Here is a 16,602-nt window from a genome sequence, read left to right as displayed (position 1 = left end):
GACGACAAGTATACCGACGCCGAGGTCGACGTGATCGAGCGCTCGGCCTGCCCGACCTGCGGCTCCTGCTCGGGCATGTTCACGGCGAATTCGATGAACTGCCTGACCGAGGCGCTCGGCCTCGCGTTGCCGGGCAATGGCTCGACGCTCGCCACCCATGCCGACCGCAAGCGCCTCTTCGTCGAGGCCGGCCACCTGATCGTCGATCTCGCCCGTCGCTATTACGAGCAGGACGACGAGAGCGTGCTGCCGCGCAATGTCGGCTCGTTCAAGGCGTTCGAGAACGCGATGACGCTCGACATCGCCATGGGCGGCTCGACCAACACCGTGCTGCACCTGCTGGCGGCCGCGCATGAAGCCGAGATCGACTTTACCATGGCCGATATCGACCGGCTGTCGCGCCGCGTGCCGGTGCTGTGCAAGGTCGCGCCGGCCGTCGCCAACGTGCATATGGAAGACGTCCACCGCGCCGGCGGCATCATGGCGATCCTCGGCGAGCTCGATCGCGCCGGGCTGATCGATACCTCACTGCCGACCGTGCACAGCACGACGATGGCGGACGCGCTGGCGCGCTGGGACATCACACAGACCGAGAGCGAGGCGGTGCGCTCCTTCTACAGCGCTGCACCCGGCGGCGTGCCGACGCAGACCGCCTTCAGCCAGGATCGTCGCTTCTCCGAGCTCGACGCCGACCGCGAGAAGGGCGTGATCCGCAGCGCGGAGCATGCCTATTCGAAGGATGGCGGCCTCGCGGTGCTGTTCGGCAACATCGCGCTCGACGGCTGCATCGTGAAGACGGCCGGCGTCGATGCCTCGATCCTCAAGTTCTCCGGGCCAGCCGTGATCTTCGAGAGCCAGGACGCGGCGGTCGAAGGCATCCTCAACCGCAAGGTCAAGGAAGGCGATATCGTGCTGATCCGCTACGAGGGGCCGCGCGGCGGGCCGGGCATGCAGGAAATGCTTTATCCGACGAGCTATCTGAAATCGAAGGGGCTGGGCAAAGCCTGCGCGCTCATCACCGACGGGCGCTTCTCGGGCGGCTCGTCAGGCCTCTCGATCGGCCATGTCTCGCCGGAAGCGGCCGAGGGCGGCGCAATCGGCCTGGTCGAGAGCGGCGACATCATCGCGATCGACATCCCCAATCGCAGCATCTCGCTCCAAGTTTCCGACGAGGATCTGGCACGCCGCCGCGCCGCGATGGAGGCCAAGGGCAAGGATGCCTGGAAGCCGGCCGCGCCGCGCAAGCGCAAGGTCACCACTGCGCTGAAGGCCTATGCCGCGACGACGACGAGCGCGGCCAAGGGCGCGGTGCGCGTCGTCGATTGATGATGACCGACCGCCCGGCCAACGCGGCCGGGCGGTCCTCGCTAGATCGAAATTCCCCAATCGCGCGGCTTGAAAAGACGTTTCTGCCTTTTGCATGAAAACAGCCAATCTGACGGCAGATTGACATTGCCCAGACAATCGCGATCCGCCTATTGAGCCTGCACTATATTTGAGCAGCCCAATCGGCCGTCATGAGTTCCGCTTCCCCTCCTTCGCCCGCGAGCCGGCGCTCGCATTTCCGGTTCTTCGTGCCGATCCTGGCCGGTGCAACCTGGCGCGATCGTCTGGTCTCCTGCGTCGGCGCGCTCGTCTGCGTCGGCGCGACCGGGCTGATCTGCGGCCTGCTGCTCGGCAATGACCCGCATCTGCCGCTTCTCGTGGCACCGATGGGTGCGTCAGCTCTGCTGCTCTTCGCGATCCCGTCGAGTCCGCTGGCGCAGCCCTGGCCGATCGTCGGCGGCAACACCGTCTCAGCCCTGATCGGCCTCCTCGTCAGCCGTTATGTGCCGGAGCCGGCGGTGGCTGCCGGCTGTGCGGTGGCGCTCGCGATCGCAGCAATGTCGCTTTTACGCTGCCTGCATCCGCCGGGTGGAGCGGCGGCGCTGACCGCTGCGCTCGGCGGCCCCGCCGTCGCGACCTACGGGCTCGGCTTCGCCTTCGTCCCGGTCGGGCTCAACGCGCTCGTGCTGACCCTGCTCGGCGTGGCGTTCCACCGCTTCTCCAGCCACAGCTATCCGCATCGCCCACCAGCACCGGCGAACACCCACGGCACGAAGGACCCGCCCTCCGGCCAACGCGTCGGCTTCAACGAGGACGATATCGACGCCGCGCTGAGCGATGTCGGAGAGGCCTTCGACATCGACCGCGAGGATCTCGACCGGCTGCTCCGGCGCGTCGAACTCCACGCGCTGGCGCGCAAGCGCGAGCTGCCGCGCTGCGCCGACATCATGTCCCGCGATCTCGTCCGCGTCGACCAGCACGACGATATCGAGACCGCCCGCCGTTTGCTGCTGGACCATGCCATCCGCACCCTGCCCGTCGTCGATCGCGAGAACCGGCTGCTCGGCACGGTCGGCCTGCGCGAACTCACCCATCCCGGCCTGCGCGTTCGCGACGTGATGTCCCCTGCCGTGATCGCGCGCCCTGACGAGCCGGCCGTCGATCTCATCGCCGCCCTCACCGATGGCAGCCATCACGCCGTCATCGTCGTGGATGACGACGAGCGTCTGGTCGGGCTCGTCAGCCAGAGCGATCTTCTGGCGATGCTGCTGCGACCGCTCCGACGTGAAGCGGCCTGAAAAAAGCGGGTTTCCCCCGGCTGCCATCCTGCTCTAGCCTTGTGGCGGGATATCAACGGAGGAATCCTGATGCGGGCTGCGATCGTCGCCCTGAGCTGCCTTCTGTCGCTGCCGGCGGCAGCCGCAGGTCCTTTCGGCAAGATCGTCGTCGGCAACTGGTCGGGCGGCACCTTCACCAACGACCAGAGCGGTGCCTTCTCGCATTGCGCCGTCAGCGCCCGCTACAAGAGCGGGGTGACGATGCTGACCTCGGTGACCGCGCAATTCTCCTGGCTGCTCGGCTTCTCGAAGCCCGAATGGAAGCTGAGAACCGGCGAGACGTTGAAGCTCCGGCTCGTCTTCGACCGCAGCTCGACCATAGAGGTGACCGCCAACATCAAGTCGCCGACGCTCGTCACGATCGCCATGCCGGCGCAGTCCACCCTGATCAATGCCTTCCGGCAGGGGCGCTATCTCGAGCTGGTGGCCAATGACGCGCGCTATACCTTCGCGCTGACCTCGACCGGCGAGATGCTGCCGGCGTTGGTCGAATGCGTAAAGCAGAGCGCCAATGTGCGCGGCCCGGTCTCACCCGGCGCGCCCGTCCGGGCCCAGACACCGGAAGCCACGGAGAAGGAGCGCGCGGCGCGGGCCGAGAAGAAGGCCTTGCTGGAGAAGACGCGCGACCTGATCCGCAGCAAGATGCTGGCCTGCATCGGCCGCGAGGGCGCGCCGATGCTGCTCACCGACGAGAAGGCAGAGGTCGTCGCCAAGGCCGCCATGCTGTTCTGCAAGGGCGATGTCGACGCCCTGACCCATGCCACGATCGAGATCATCGAAACCGAGGACGGCCGGCCGACCAATCGCAATGCCGTGCGCGAGGCCGCGGAAAAGCGGGTCCAGGAGGTGGTGACCGCCCATGTCATCCGCACCCGCGGCGAGATGATCGGCAAGGGGCAGAGGCCCGGCAATCCGGCGCCGAGCCGGCCGGCCGAGCCGGGATCGCGCCCCTCCCAGTCGCTTTAGAAACGCGAAACGCCGCGCCTTCCGGCGCGGCGTTCCCGAAACAGATACCCTGCCGAGGATCAGCCCTTCAGCTTGGTGTTGCACTGGCTCCAGTAGCCGCCGCCCTTCTCGATCCACTTGAGATCGCCATTGGCATTGGCAGCCTTGTTGGCATTGTACTGATCGACGCAGGTCTTGAGACGCGCCTTGCCAGCGGTCTCGCTCGAATATTTCTGCGAAACCGCCTTCGGGAAGATCGCGGCCTTGGCCTTGCCCGCCGGCATCGCCGCGGGCTTGGCAGCCGACCCGGCCGGCATGGCGGAAGCGGCAGGCTTCGCCGGCTCGGCCGGCATGGCAGCGGCTGCCTCGTCGTCAGCGGCGTCGTCGTCGCCGCACTGGGCCTTGCGGAAGTCGTTCCACTTCTGGCCCTTCAGCGTATTGGCCTTCTTGGCGTCCTGATACTTGACGCTGCATTCCTTCATGGTCAGCGCCGAGGCGGGCGCCACGGAGAAGGAAACGAGCGCGAAGGCCGATGCGGATGCGAGAATAAGTGTCCTGAACATGGCGTTCTCCATGGCAAAGCGTGTTGCCGCCGGTCGGCATGCCACTCCGATTTGCGCCCCGAAGCAAGTCCCCTCCGGCGCGCGAACAATGCTTCGGACCACAAGATGTTCCTTTTCGGGCGAATTCCCGCTCAGTAGTCCCTGAGACGCTCGCGGATGGCGAAACACGCCGGCCCCTTGCAGGGCATCACTATTTCCCTGCTATATGACGGCCCGCCAAACCCCTGGAGACGACATGGCACGGCCGTCAGACGCCGCGAAGGACCGCGAGCTCATCCGCATCCTCACCGAGAATGCGCGCTTGCCGCTGTCCGAGATCGCCAAGCAGCTCGGCGTCTCCCGGGCGACAGCGCAAGGGCGGCTCAGCCGGCTCGAACGCGACGGAGTGATCGCCGGCTACACCACGATCCTCGGCAAGGCGAGCCGGCCTGCGACGACGATCGCGGCCCTGATCCTGATCGAGCTGGAGATGAAACAGCAGGGCGGCGTGGTCGCTGCGCTGAAAAAACGGCCGGAAATCGTGCAATGTCACACGTTGAGCGGTCATTTCGACCTCAGCGTCAAGATCGAATGCGAGACCTCCAGCGACCTCGACACGATCATCGACTGGATCGCCGAGATGGAAGGCGTGCGCCGGACGACATCCTCGGTGATTCTAGCCCGCAAGTTCGAACGCTGAGGGCGAGGCGGCCGGCGGCTTCCGGCGTTTCCCATCGTCTTGGTTCATTACCCATCGAACTGAAACACCATAACGCGCTCCTCCGACGATCCGCCCGTTAAAGCCGGCACGGCTCGCGGCGATGCTCCGTATCGAGGGGAAGGCTCCTGGCCGACCCGACACTCAACCAGGAGATCGCGACATGACCATCCAGAAGCGCATTGCCGTGCTCGGCGCCGGCCAGATCGGCGTCATCATCGCCGGCATGCTGGCCGAGCAGGGCCATCAGGTGACGCTGGCCGACGCCTCCGCCGCGCAGCTCAAGCACGCCGCTGGCGGCCGCTTCGCCACCGAGACCGTCGATGCTTCCAATCTCGACGCGCTCCGCGTCTTCCTGAAAGACCGCGACATCGTCGTCAGCGCCTGCCCGTACTTCCTGAACAAGGGCATCGCCAAGGTCGCGGCCGAGACCAAGACCCATTATTTCGACCTGACCGAGGACGTCGCCACCACTTCCTACATCAAGGAACTCGGTGAGACCTCGGATGTCGCGCTGGTGCCGCAATGCGGCCTGGCTCCCGGCTTCATCTGCATCCTCGGCGCCGACATGGCCGCGCGCTTCGAGAATGTCCGCGCGATCAAGATGCGCGTCGGCGCGCTTCCGCTCTATCCGACCAATGCACTGCGCTACAATGTGACCTGGTCGGTCGACGGCCTGATCAACGAATACTGCAACCCTTGCGAGATCGTCTTCGACGGGCAGCCGACCCTGGTGCCGGCGCTCGAAGGCATCGAGAGCGTGATGATCGACGGCGTCGCCTACGAGGCCTTCAACACCTCGGGTGGCCTCGGCACGCTGACCGAGACGCTCGCCGGCAAGGTCCGCAACATGAGCTACAAGACGCTGCGCTATCCCGGCCATGCCGAGATCATGAAGCTCCTGCTGCGCGATCTCGATCTCGCCGATGACCGCGAGACGCTCCGCCGCATCCTCACGCACTCCGCGCCCTTCACCCGCAAGGACGTGGTCGTGATCTTCGTGACCGGCGTCGGCGAACGGAACGGCCGCCTGGAGGAGGAGAGCGTCGTGCTGCGCTATGACGGCAATGACGAGCTCGGCGCGATCCAGCTCACCACCGCCGCCGGCTGCGTCGCGATGGTCGAGCTCTTCCTCGCCGGCAAGCTGCCCGCCAAGGGCTTCGTGCGCCAGGAGGACGCTGTCCTCGCCGATTTCCTCGCGACCAAGGCCGGCGCCCGGCTGGTCGGCGAAGCGCGCGGTGTCGACGCGGCCGGCCTGGTGCCGACCGTCGCGATCAAGAGCGCGGCCTGAGCGGCTGCTCGCTCACAAGTCAGGCTCTGCCCGTCAGAGCCTGACGCCCAGACCGCGCAACTCGGCGCGCAGGTCGATGGGCTCGACGAAATGGATGGCCCGCATGCCGATATCGCGGGCCCCCACCACGTTCTTCTCGCTGTCGTCGACGAAGATGCAGTCCGCGGCCTTCAGGCCATAGCGATCGAGCAGCACCTCGTAGATCGCCCGCTCCGGCTTCAGCATCCGCTCATGGGCGGAGACGACGACGCCGTCGAAACTCTGCAGGAACGGGAAGCGGATCAGGCATTCCGCCCATTTCTCGCGCGAGAAGTTGGTGATGGCATAGACCTTCTCGCCCTGCCCTTTGAGCTCCTCCAGCACCGCGACGCTGTCGGCGATGGTATGGGGCACGCTGTCATGCCAGCTCTCGTCGAAAGCGCGGATCTCACGCTCCCATTCCGGATGCCGCGCGACCAGCAGCGCCACGCCCTCCTCCCAGGAGCGGCCGCGATCCTGCTCCAGATTCCAGTCGCCGGTGCAGATGTTCTGCATGAACCAGTCGAGCCGCTCGGTCTCGGGGATCAGCGAGCGGTAGATCAGCCGCGCATCCCAGCGCAGCAGGACATTGCCGACATCGAAGACGACGGTGGGAGTGCTGGAAGCCATGGCCAAACCCGGTTGAAAGGGCCGGCAGGACAAACCATTCACGCGCTTGTGTCCAGACGTGCAGGACAGCAGCCGACCCCATCGTTTATGCCGGGGTCATGAGCACCCGCACCACGAATACCGCCTTACGAACCTGGCTGCCCTGGACCGACAGGCAGGGCCGGTTCTCGGCCTTGAGGGCTGCGGCCTTCGCGCTGCTCCTCGTGCCGGCACTCATGCTGCTCTACGCCGCCTGGATGCACCAGCTCGGCTCCAAGCCCTGGACGCAGGCGATCCACCAGATCGGGACCTGGACGGTCAGGATCCTCATCGCCACGCTGGCGGTCTCGCCGTTCCGGCGCCTGTTCGACTGGGGCAAGCTGATCGGCATCCGTCGTATGCTCGGCCTTGGCGTGATGGCCTATGCGCTCGGCCATCTCGCGCTCTACTGCATCGACATGGCCTTCGACTGGGGGCTGATCGTCTCCGAGATCGTCAAGCGCTTCTACCTGACCATCGGCTTCGTCGCGCTCATCGGCCTCGTCGCGCAGGGCGTGACCTCGACCGACGGCATGATCCGCCGGCTCGGCAAGAACTGGCAGCGCCTGCACAACCTCGTCTACCCCATCGCAATGCTGGCGCTGCTGCATTTCGCGCTGCAATCGAAGATCGACGTAACCGAACCCGTGCTGATGAGCGGGTTGTTCCTGCTGCTGATGCTCTATCGCGGCCTGTATCGCTGGAAGCTGCCGGTCTCGGTGCCGGTACTCGCAGGCGTGTCACTGCTCGCGGGGCTGCTCACTGCCGGGCTGGAAGCAGGCTGGTATGCGGCGACCTCCGGGGTCTCGGCCTGGCTGGTCTTCCAGGCCAATGCCGACATCCTGACCTATCAGGACTATGCCTCGATCCGGCCGGCGCATTGGGTCGTGCTCGCGGGCCTCGCGGTAGCCCTCGGCCATGGCTTGCGTGCTCGAAAAGCCCGCCCGCCGCGGCAGGCTCGTCAGAGCGCGCCCGCTCCGGCGGCGTGAGAGAAAAACTTTCCAAGTTTCGACATCTTCCAGATGGAAAGGGTTTCCCCCTCCAGCACTCATGCTCTAACCCTGTGACATGCCTGACGACCCGCACGCCCAGCCCACGGCCGATGTCGTAGAAGCCGAGCTCGCCTCGGAGGGCATCAAGCCTACCCAGGCGCGGGTCTCGCCCTTCGTCCCGCTGCAGCAGCCGATCTTCCGCGCCGTCTGGTTCGCCAGCCTGGTCTCGAATTTCGGCGGCCTGGTCCAGGCGGTCGGGGCGTCGTGGATGATGGCCTCGATCTCGCCCTCGGCCGAGCTCGTGGCGCTGGTCCAGGCCTCGACGACCTTGCCGGTGATGCTGTTCTCGCTGGCGGCCGGGGCCATCGCCGACAATTACGACCGACGCAAGATCCTGCTGACCGCGCAGGTCTTCATGCTGACGGTCTCGATCGGGCTCGCGGTCTGCGCCTGGTTCGGCCTGATCACGCCCTGGCTGCTGCTGACCTTCACCTTCCTGATCGGCTGCGGGACGGCGCTGAACAATCCGGCCTGGCAATCCTCGGTCGGCGACATGGTCCCGCGCCGCGACGTGCCGGCCGCGGTGACGCTCAACAGCGTCGCCTTCAACATCGCCCGCAGCGTAGGTCCCGCGATCGGCGGCGCGATCGTTGCGGCTGCCGGTGCGGTGGCCGCCTTCATCATCAACGCCTTCAGCTATATCCCGCTCTTGATCGTGCTGGCGCGCTGGTCGCCGCCGAAGGTCGAGCGCCTGCTACCGCGCGAGACGTTGTTCATCGCGATGAGCGCCGGCATCCGCTATGTCGCGATGTCCCCGAATATCCGGACCGTCACGCTGCGCGCCTTCGTCTACGGCTTCGGCGCCATCGTCGGTCTGGCGCTGCTGCCATTGATCGCGCGCGATCTCGTGCGCGGCGGCCCGCTGACCTATGGCGTGCTGCTCGGCGCCTTCGGTGCCGGCGCGGTGGCCGGCGCCTTCATGAGCGCACGCCTGCGGCGGTCGATGAGCACGGAAGCGCTCGTCCGCTCGACCTTCGTCGCCTATGCCTGCGGCGTCACGCTGATCGCCTTCAGCAAGACGATCTGGCTGGCGATGGCGGGCCTGTGCGTCTGCGGCGCGTGCTGGGTTCTGGCGCTCTCGACCTTCAACGCCACGGTGCAGCTCTCGGCGCCGCGCTGGGTCGTCGGCCGGGCGCTGGCGATGTACCAGATGGCGACCTTCGGCGGGATGGCGATGGGCAGCTGGGCCTGGGGCCGCTCGGCGCTGCATTTCGGCGTCGAGAAGGCCCTGCTGATGTCGGCGGCCACCCTTCTGATCGGAGCGGCGCTCGGCCTGCGCTACCGGCTGCCGCCGCTCGAGGAGCTCAATCTCGACCCGCTCAGCCGCTGGCGCGAGCCCAAGGTCGCGGTCGATATCGAGCCGCGCTCCGGCCCGGTCATCGTCACCATCGAATACATCATCAAGCCCGAGGACGTCGTCGCCTTCCTGACCACGATGGCGGAGCGCCGGCGCATCCGGCGCCGCGATGGCGCAAGGCACTGGACCCTGCTGCGCGACCTGACCGATCCGACGCTGTGGATCGAGCGCTATGACAGTCCGACCTGGGTCGAATATGTCCGGCAGAACCAGCGCGTCACCCAGGCCGATGCCGAGATCGGCGAGCAGGTCCGCGCGCTGCATAGCGGCCCGAACCCGCCGGTGGTCCACCGCATGATCGAGCGGCAGACGGCCTCGCTGCCGCAATTTGCGGCGAGCCGGACGCCGACGCTGGCGGACTCGCTCAACGACCCGGCGCGGCCGGCTTAAACGACAGGTCTCAGCCGACGATCCAGAGGCCGGCGAGGCCGACCATGCCGACGATGATCCGCCACCAGGCGAAGGGCGCGAAGCCGCGCTTCGAGACGAAATCGAGGAAGCTGCGCACCACGACCAGCGCCGAGATGAAGGCGGCGACGAAGCCGACGCCGATCATGACGCCGTCGTCGAAGGTCAGGAACTTGTAGCTCTTGAGCAGGTCATAGGCGAAGGCGCCGGCCATGGTCGGCATCGCCAGGAAGAAGGAAAACTCGGCCGCCGCGCGCTTGCTGGCGCCGAGCAGCATCGCACCGACGATGGTCGAGCCCGAACGCGAGACGCCGGGCACCATCGCCAGGCACTGGATCAGGCCGATCTTGAAATACATCGGCAGCGGGAAGGTGGTGGCGTCGGTGTGCTTCTCCTGCAATTCCAGCTCGTCGACGACGAGCAGGATCAGGCCGCCGGCGATCAGCGTGCAGCAGACGATGAAGGGGTTGAACAGCACTCCCTTGATGAAGCCGTGCAGCAATGCACCGATCACCGCCGCCGGCAGGAAGGCGATGAGCACGCCGATGACGAAGCGGCGGGCCGAGGGGTCGCTGGGAATGCGCAAGGCGATATCGAGCAGGCGGCGGAAATAGACCAGCGTGATCGCCAGGATCGCACCGAGCTGGACCAGTACCTCGAAGGTCTTGCCGTTGGATTCGAAGCCGAGGAAATGGCCGATCAGGAGCAGATGCCCGGTCGAGGAGACCGGCAGGAACTCGGTCAGGCCCTCGACGATGCCGAGAACGAAGGCTTCGATCAGGTTGTGCATGGAAGGCTTTCCTCGCGCGAATCAGGCGGCGCGGACGTTCGCCTGCACCAGCCTTCCGCCGGCTTACGCCCAGCTCTTTGCAAATTGGTTACCACTTCGCGAAGCAGCGCCGGCAAATTGCGGGCTTCGGCATCGCCGTGGGTTGTGGCGGTTTTCCGGCGTGATTATAGCAAGCCGCCGTCGCCTATCGGGTCGCTGCAAGCCCGGCGGCCCTGCTTCCGTCGCATTTCACCTGCTTCACAGTGCTCATGAGTGCCATGGCGACCCTGTATCATTACCCGCTATGCCCGCATTCGCGTTTCATCCGCCTCGCGCTCAGCGAGTTCGGCATGGAGGCCGAGCTGGTCGAGGAACGCGTCTGGGAGCGCCGACGGGAGTTCATCGAGCTCAATACCGCGGGCACGACGCCCGTCTTCCAGGAGCAGAATGGCCTCACCGTTCCCGGCGCCGGGCCGATCGCGGAATATCTCGACGAGACGCGGGGCCTGGCGCTGGGCGACCGCCGCCTGCTGCCTGAAGGGCCGGGCGAGCGCATCGAGGTGCGCCGCCTGCTCGACTGGTTCAACCTCAAGTTCCACGAGGAAATCACCGGCCCGCTCGTGCTGGAAAAGGTGATGAAGCGCTTCATGAGCCGCGACGATGGCGGCGGCTCGCCCGATATGAGCACGATCCGCGCGGCGCGCGCCAATGTGCGCTATCATCTGCGCTATATCTCCTGGCTGCTGGCCAAGAGGAACTGGCTCGCGGGCGCCCAGATGAGCTATGCCGATCTCGCGGCAGCGGCGCATCTGTCCTGCGTCGACTATCTCGGCGACGTGCCCTGGGAAGAGGATGAGGCGGCTCGCGCATGGTATGCGAGGATCAAGTCGAGACCGAGCTTCCGGCCGCTGCTGAGCGACCGCATACCCGGCATGGCTCCGAGCGCCCATTACGACAATCTGGATTTTTGAACGCAGAGAAGCTCAAGCGCGCGGTTGAGGCGCGGGCGCTCGCCGAAGGCTTTGCCGTAATGCGCGTCGCCGGCGCCGATGCGATCCCGCAGGCGCCGGAACGCCTCGAAGCCTGGCTCGCCAATGGCTACCAGGGCGAGATGGGTTGGATGGCGGAGCGCCAGGCGCAGCGCGCCGATCCGCGTCAGCTCTGGGGTGAGGTCCGCTCCGTCGTCATGCTCGGCATGAACTATGCCGGCGAGGGCGACCCGCTCGCCATGCTCGCCCATCCCGACAAGGCGGCGATCTCGCTCTATGCGAGACGGCGCGACTATCACGACGTCATCAAGGGCAAGCTGAAGAGCGTCGCGGGGCTGCTCGCGGCGCGCGGCGGCGCCGACGTCAAGGTCTTCGTCGATACCGCCCCTGTCATGGAAAAGCCGCTGGCGCAGGCGGCTGGACTCGGCTGGCAGGGCAAGCACACCGTGCTGGTCTCGCGCGAGCATGGCTCCTGGCTCCTGCTAGGCGCGATCTACACCACCGCCGAACTGCCGGCCGATCCGGCCGAACGCGACCATTGCGGCTCCTGCCGGCGCTGCCTCGACATCTGCCCGACCGATGCCTTTCCGGCGCCCTACCAGCTCGATGCCCGCCGCTGCATCGCCTATCTCACCATCGAACATGCAGGCCATATCGACGCCGCCTTGCGGCCCGGCATCGGCAATCGCGTCTTCGGCTGCGACGACTGCCTCGCCGTCTGCCCCTGGAACAAGTTCGCCGCGGCGGCGCAGGAAACGCGGCTCGCGCTCAAGGACGAGCTCGACGGGCTCGACCTCGCCGCGCTTGCCCGCCTCGACGATCCCGCCTTCCGCACGCTCTTCGCGGGCACGCCGGTGAAGCGCACCGGCCGAGACCGCTTCCTGCGGAATGTGCTGATCGCGATCGGCAACAGTGGCCGGCCTGAGCTGATCGAGAGCGCCCTGCCTCATCTCGCCGATCCCTCGCCGCTGGTCCGCGCCATGGCTGTCTGGGCGCTGGGACGGCTGGACACCGAGCGTGCGAGAACGCTCGCCGTGGCTGGGCTCCGAGACGAGACCGATCCGCAGGTGCGCGCCGAATGGTACGCACTCATGCCTCAGACGGAAGACGCCGCATGAATATTCTGATCCTCGGCCTCGGCTATTCCGCCGGGTTCTTCGCGCGCACCGCGCTGGCGCGGGGCTGGGAGGTGACGGGCACCGTCCGCTCCGCCGAGAGGGCGGCCGAGCTCAGCCGCGAGGGCATCCGGACGCTGGTCTTCGGCGGCTTCGCGGTCTCGTCGGCGCTCGCCAAGGCGGTAGCCGAGGCCGATGCCGTGCTGGTCTCGGTGCAGCCGGCGGAGGATGGCGACCCGGCGCTCGGCCCCTTGCGCGAAACTCTCGCCGCCGCGCCAAAACTGGGCTGGATCGGCTATCTCTCGACGATCGGCGTCTATGGCGACCAGGGCGGCGAATGGATCGACGAAGCCACGCCGCCGGCGCCGACCAATGCCCGCACGCGCCAGCGCGTCGCGATCGAGGAGGCCTGGCTGCAGCTTGGACGCGACAGCGGCAAGCCGGTGCAGATCTTCCGCCTGTCGGGGATCTACGGGCCGGGCCGCAACGCCATCGTCAAGCTGCGCGAGGGCAAGGCGACACGCTTGATCAAGCCCGGGCAGGTGTTCAACCGCATCCATGTCGACGACATTGCCGAGGTGCTGATGGCCTCGCTGGCGCAGCCGCGCCAGGGCGCGATCTACAACGTCACCGACGACGAGCCCGGCCCGCCGCAGGACGTCATCACCTTCGCGGCCGAGCTGACAGGCCTTGAGTCACCGCCCGAAATCCCGTTCGAGCAGGCAAAACTCTCGCCGATGGCGGCGAGCTTCTATGGCGAGAGCAAGCGCGTCTCGAATGCGCTGGTGAAGCGGGAACTGGGCTATGCCTTCCGCTACCCGACCTATCGCGAAGCGCTGCGCACCCTCGCCGAAGCCGGCGAATAGTCAGGCGGCGCGGCGCGGCGTCTCGCCGCCGTAATAGTCGGCATAACGCTTGTCGATCGCCGAGACCGGCAGCACGACGAGCACGTCGGTCGTGCCGAACTGGTGGTCGATCACGGCGCCGGTGCCGAAGCGGGCACCGATGCGCAGATAACCCTTGATCAGGGGCGGCAGCTGCTTGAGGGCGAGCTTGGCGTCGACCATCTCCGGCGGCAGGCGATCCATGCCGACGAAATGCTCGGCATGCGCGATCGCGGCCCAGTCGCCTTCCGAGCGGGCCTGATGGTGCAGGAAGCTCAGCGGCAGCGCCAGCGCATCGGGATCGGTGCCGTCGAAGGAAGCGCAGCCGAACATCGCATCGATGCGGTGATGCTGGAGATAGGCCCAGATACCGGCCCAGAGCAGCTCCACCGTCCGCTTGGTGCGATAGGGCTTCAGGACGCAGGAGCGGCCGAGCTCGAGGAAGCGCTGGCCGGGATGGCGCGCCAGCATCGGGCCGAGATCGAATTCGCCCTGCGTATAGAATCCGCCAAGCCGCTCGGCCGCGCTCTGGCGCATCAAACGGTAGGTGCCGACCACCTTGGGCTTGATGCCGCCGAAGCGGCCGCGCGCCGCATGATCGATGACGAGAAGATGGTCGCAGGCCTTGTCGAAACGATCGGCATCGCGGCGGAACATGCGGGAGACAACATCGGGCTTGGCCGACATCTCCTGATAGAAGACCCGGTAGCGCAGGCGCTGCGCCCGCCAGATCTCGCGCGGGCCGCGCGCCAGCCGAACCTCGAGCGAGCCGAGCCGGCCGAGCGTGCCCGACAGCAGCGGCGTCTCGCCGATCCCGTCACCGGCGCGGCGCATGGATCCGCCCCTCATCAGCATCAACGGCGCGAATCGCGAGAATGGATTGCCGGCTGACGACCGGCCAGGCAGCGCGTTCTTGCTTCCAGAAACGTGCAGTGCCATCGCTTTTCTCATCTCCTGCCGCTACCGGCATGAGGTAGGCTTGCTCCGATGATCTTACAACTTCGCGACGAAACTGCGTCGGAGCGATGACGGTCGTCAAGCCGTCAGGCTGCCGGCCGCGTTCTGCGACAGGCGCTCCAGCCAGCGCAGCAGGGCCTCGCGCTCCAGTGGTTTCGCCAGGCAATCATCCATCCCGGCGGCAAAGGCCGCGGCCCGGTCGGCCGCCGAGACATTGGCGGTGACCGCCACCAGCGGCAGCGTCGCGGCACGGCCGAGCCGCCTTTCCAGGGCGCGGATGGCACGGGCGCAATCGAGCCCGGTCATCACCGGCATCCGGACATCGAGCAAGGCAAGCGCCAATGGCGGCGCCGTGCCGGCAAAGCTAGCCTCGACCCGCTTCAACGCCTCGCCCCCGTCACGCGCCCAGATGGCTGTGCAACCGAAACGCTCCAAGGTGCGCGTCGCGAGCAGGGCATTGATCTCGTTGTCTTCGGCGACCAGCACCGTCAGCCCCGTGCCCGGCTGGCGCGTGGGCATCGACGCCGGCGCCGGAGCCTCGCCGATCGCGGCCGCCCCGGGCGGAAGCCCGGTGCCCAGGCGCTCATAGAGGGAGCGTGTCCGCACCGGCTTGATCAGGAAGCCGGAGAAACCCGCCGCCTGCGGCGATCCGAACTGCCGGCGTGCATGGGGCGAGAGCAGGATCAGGCAATCCCGAATGCCGGCCGCCGCAACCGCCGCCGCGAGCTGCTTGGCCGGCTCATCGCCGAGTGCATGGTCGACCAGCACCGCCGTGACCGGGATGTCCCCGGCGAGCTTCACCCGCGCAGCCTCGGCCGTGCCGGCGATGGAGATCGACGCTCCGGTCGTCCGGATCGTCTCGGCCAGGAAGCGCGCGGCGAAGGGAGCCGGCGAGACCAGCAGGACATGCTGCCCCGGCCAGTGTGGAATCCGTGCCTCCGGCGCATCGATTGCCGCGACCAGCGGCAGGGTGACACGGAAGGTCGCGCCCTCGCCCAATCGACTTTCGGCCCGCACCTCGCCACCCATCAGGCGCGCGAGGCGGCGAACGATCGCGAGGCCGAGGCCGGTGCCCGTCTGCCGGGCGTCGATGCCAGGGTCGAGCTGCTCGAACTCACCGAAGATGGTATCGAGCCGGTCGGCCGGAATGCCCGGCCCGGTATCGGCAACGGCGATCTCCAGGCGATCATCGGTGCAGGCCATGCTCAAGCCCACGCCTCCGGCTTCCGTGAACTTCACGGCATTGCCGACGAGGTTCAGCAGGACCTGGCGCAACCGGTCGCGATCGCCGACAAGCCTTGCCGGGAGGTCGGGCGCGATATGGGCTGCGAGCTCGATGCCTTTGGCCTGCGCGCGCGGCGCCATCAATTCCGCGACGGTCTCGACGAGCTGGGCCGGATCGAAGGGTTCCTCGACCAGTTCGAGCTTGCCGGCCTCGACCTTGGCGAAATCGAGGATGTCGTCGACCAGCGCGAGCAAGGCCTCGCCGGAGGTGCGCAGCGCGGCCACATAGGTCGCCTGCTCGGCATCGGGACCGGTATCGGTGAGGAGATCGGCCATGCCGAGAATGCCGTTGAGCGGCGTGCGGAATTCGTGGCTGACGGTCGCCAGGAAGCGTGATTTCGCCTCGTTCGCCGCCTCGGCGCGGGCCCGAGCCTCGACCAGCGCATCCTCGCCGGCGATGCGCGCCGAGATGTCGCGGCCGACGCGCTGGATCAGCGTACGCCCGTCGGGCCCGGGAACGACGGTCTCGATCCAGGAGATCCAGCGCTCGCCTTCATAGGTCGCGAGGCATTCGTCGAAGCTGCGGGCGCCGCCTTCCAGCAGCACGAGCGGGCGACTGGCGAGCTGCGGCAGCAGCATCCGGCTGCCGACGAGATCCTGCTCCCCGGCCCCGAACAGGGCGGCGTAGGCCCGGTTGGCATAGACGATCCGCGCGCCGTCGCGTCGGACGATCAGGTCGCCCTGGGCTTCGATCAGGCTGCGATAGCGTTCCTCGCTATCGGCGAGAGTCCAGAGCCGGTCGTTGAGAGCTTCGGCATCATGGGCGAGCGAGGCCACCTGCCGGCGGAGGTCACCGCGCTGGCGCAGCAGCCACAGCACGGCCCCCGCAGCCGGGAGAAGCAAAGCCGCGAAGGCAAGGGCGAACCATGACCAGATCGAAGAAGCCATGCCCTTCGATCTACGCAGCACGCCTTGAAAAAGCCGCCTGCGAATAGTGCGAATTCGATCGGTCGAGTGAGAGG

Annotated in this window: 16 protein-coding genes (1 of these 16 running past the window's edge); 10 read left to right on the top strand and 6 right to left on the bottom strand. The window is 67.1% G+C overall.

Translation table 11 applies throughout. From position 1 onward, the window contains the following. The 3 genes from ilvD to ASE61_RS25760 form a co-directional block, all read left to right on the top strand. Positions 1-1,326: the 3' portion of a dihydroxy-acid dehydratase gene (gene ilvD / locus ASE61_RS25770; RefSeq protein ID WP_061971859.1), read on the top strand. The gene continues 516 nt to the left of window position 1, outside the view; only the last 1,326 of its 1,842 coding nucleotides appear in the window; its start codon lies off the left edge, out of view; it ends in the stop codon at positions 1,324-1,326. 191 nt (positions 1,327-1,517) lie between these two features. After that, on the top strand, positions 1,518-2,624 hold the full coding sequence (locus ASE61_RS25765; RefSeq protein WP_061971857.1) for an HPP family protein: 1,107 nt from the start codon (positions 1,518-1,520) through the stop codon (positions 2,622-2,624). 69 nt (positions 2,625-2,693) lie between these two features. Beyond that, complete coding sequence (locus ASE61_RS25760) at positions 2,694-3,629, top strand: hypothetical protein (RefSeq protein ID WP_061971855.1); 936 nt, start codon at positions 2,694-2,696, stop codon at positions 3,627-3,629. 59 nt (positions 3,630-3,688) lie between these two features. Here the strand turns inward: ASE61_RS25760 and ASE61_RS25755 are convergent, their stop codons facing one another. Next, positions 3,689-4,171 carry a hypothetical protein gene (locus ASE61_RS25755; RefSeq protein ID WP_061971854.1) on the bottom strand — a complete coding sequence of 161 codons (483 nt, stop codon included), beginning with the start codon at positions 4,169-4,171 and terminating at the stop codon, positions 3,689-3,691. Positions 4,172-4,406: 235 nt separating this feature from the next. On the opposite strand from ASE61_RS25755, the gene ASE61_RS25750 reads away from it, so the two are divergent. Continuing rightward, positions 4,407-4,850 carry an Lrp/AsnC family transcriptional regulator gene (locus tag ASE61_RS25750; protein ID WP_061971852.1) on the top strand — a complete coding sequence of 148 codons (444 nt, stop codon included), beginning with the start codon at positions 4,407-4,409 and terminating at the stop codon, positions 4,848-4,850. Positions 4,851-5,031: 181 nt separating this feature from the next. Next, entirely contained in the window at positions 5,032-6,159 is a 1,128-nt protein-coding gene (locus ASE61_RS25745; RefSeq protein ID WP_061971850.1) for a saccharopine dehydrogenase family protein, read from the top strand. Between the two features lie 33 nt (positions 6,160-6,192). Here ASE61_RS25745 and ASE61_RS25740 read toward each other — a convergent pair whose 3' ends face one another. Next, positions 6,193-6,807 carry an HAD family hydrolase gene (locus ASE61_RS25740; protein ID WP_061971848.1) on the bottom strand — a complete coding sequence of 205 codons (615 nt, stop codon included), beginning with the start codon at positions 6,805-6,807 and terminating at the stop codon, positions 6,193-6,195. 98 nt (positions 6,808-6,905) lie between these two features. Between ASE61_RS25740 and ASE61_RS25735 the strand changes: the two genes are divergently transcribed. Next, the gene (locus ASE61_RS25735; protein WP_061971846.1) at positions 6,906-7,814 is read left to right on the top strand and encodes a sulfite oxidase heme-binding subunit YedZ; all 909 of its coding nucleotides are present in this window, start codon (positions 6,906-6,908) and stop codon (positions 7,812-7,814) included. Between the two features lie 79 nt (positions 7,815-7,893). Continuing rightward, complete coding sequence (locus tag ASE61_RS25730) at positions 7,894-9,624, top strand: MFS transporter (protein ID WP_082617758.1); 1,731 nt, start codon at positions 7,894-7,896, stop codon at positions 9,622-9,624. Positions 9,625-9,634: 10 nt separating this feature from the next. Here ASE61_RS25730 and ASE61_RS25725 read toward each other — a convergent pair whose 3' ends face one another. Continuing rightward, the gene (locus tag ASE61_RS25725; RefSeq protein WP_061971844.1) at positions 9,635-10,432 is read right to left on the bottom strand and encodes an undecaprenyl-diphosphate phosphatase; all 798 of its coding nucleotides are present in this window, start codon (positions 10,430-10,432) and stop codon (positions 9,635-9,637) included. 257 nt (positions 10,433-10,689) lie between these two features. Here ASE61_RS25725 and ASE61_RS25720 point away from each other — a divergent pair, with 257 nt between their 5' ends. Genes ASE61_RS25720 through ASE61_RS25710 form a run of 3 tightly spaced genes read left to right on the top strand, consistent with a single transcriptional unit; the run spans position 10,690 to position 13,381 of the window. After that, a complete protein-coding gene (locus ASE61_RS25720; RefSeq protein ID WP_061971842.1) occupies positions 10,690-11,382 on the top strand; it encodes a glutathione S-transferase family protein in 693 nt (230 codons plus the stop codon). Further along, positions 11,379-12,518, top strand: coding sequence for a tRNA epoxyqueuosine(34) reductase QueG (queG, locus tag ASE61_RS25715; protein WP_274532904.1), 1,140 nt, complete (start codon positions 11,379-11,381; stop codon positions 12,516-12,518). The genes ASE61_RS25720 and queG overlap by 4 nt, the downstream gene beginning before the upstream one ends. Then, a complete protein-coding gene (locus ASE61_RS25710; protein WP_061971840.1) occupies positions 12,515-13,381 on the top strand; it encodes an SDR family oxidoreductase in 867 nt (288 codons plus the stop codon). Before queG ends, ASE61_RS25710 begins: the two co-directional genes overlap by 4 nt. Here the strand turns inward: ASE61_RS25710 and ASE61_RS25705 are convergent, their stop codons facing one another. The 3 genes from ASE61_RS25705 to ASE61_RS25700 are packed head-to-tail and all read right to left on the bottom strand — an operon-like array spanning position 13,382 to position 16,528. Then, positions 13,382-14,233: a GNAT family N-acetyltransferase gene (locus ASE61_RS25705; RefSeq protein ID WP_244493031.1), complete on the bottom strand. Its 852-nt coding sequence runs from the start codon at positions 14,231-14,233 to the stop codon at positions 13,382-13,384. Continuing rightward, entirely contained in the window at positions 14,217-14,438 is a 222-nt protein-coding gene (locus tag ASE61_RS27340; RefSeq protein ID WP_244493030.1) for a hypothetical protein, read from the bottom strand. The genes ASE61_RS25705 and ASE61_RS27340 overlap by 17 nt, the downstream gene beginning before the upstream one ends. Further along, positions 14,435-16,528 (bottom strand): ATP-binding protein, encoded by a 2,094-nt coding sequence (locus ASE61_RS25700; protein WP_061971838.1) that lies wholly within the window; start codon positions 16,526-16,528, stop codon positions 14,435-14,437. The genes ASE61_RS27340 and ASE61_RS25700 overlap by 4 nt, the downstream gene beginning before the upstream one ends. Positions 16,529-16,602: the final 74 nt, after the last annotated feature.

The organism is Allobosea sp. Root670, from assembly GCF_001429415.1.
GTDB classification, from domain to species: domain Bacteria; phylum Pseudomonadota; class Alphaproteobacteria; order Rhizobiales; family Beijerinckiaceae; genus Allobosea; species Allobosea robiniae.
This window is presented reverse-complemented; position numbering and strand designations above follow the sequence as displayed.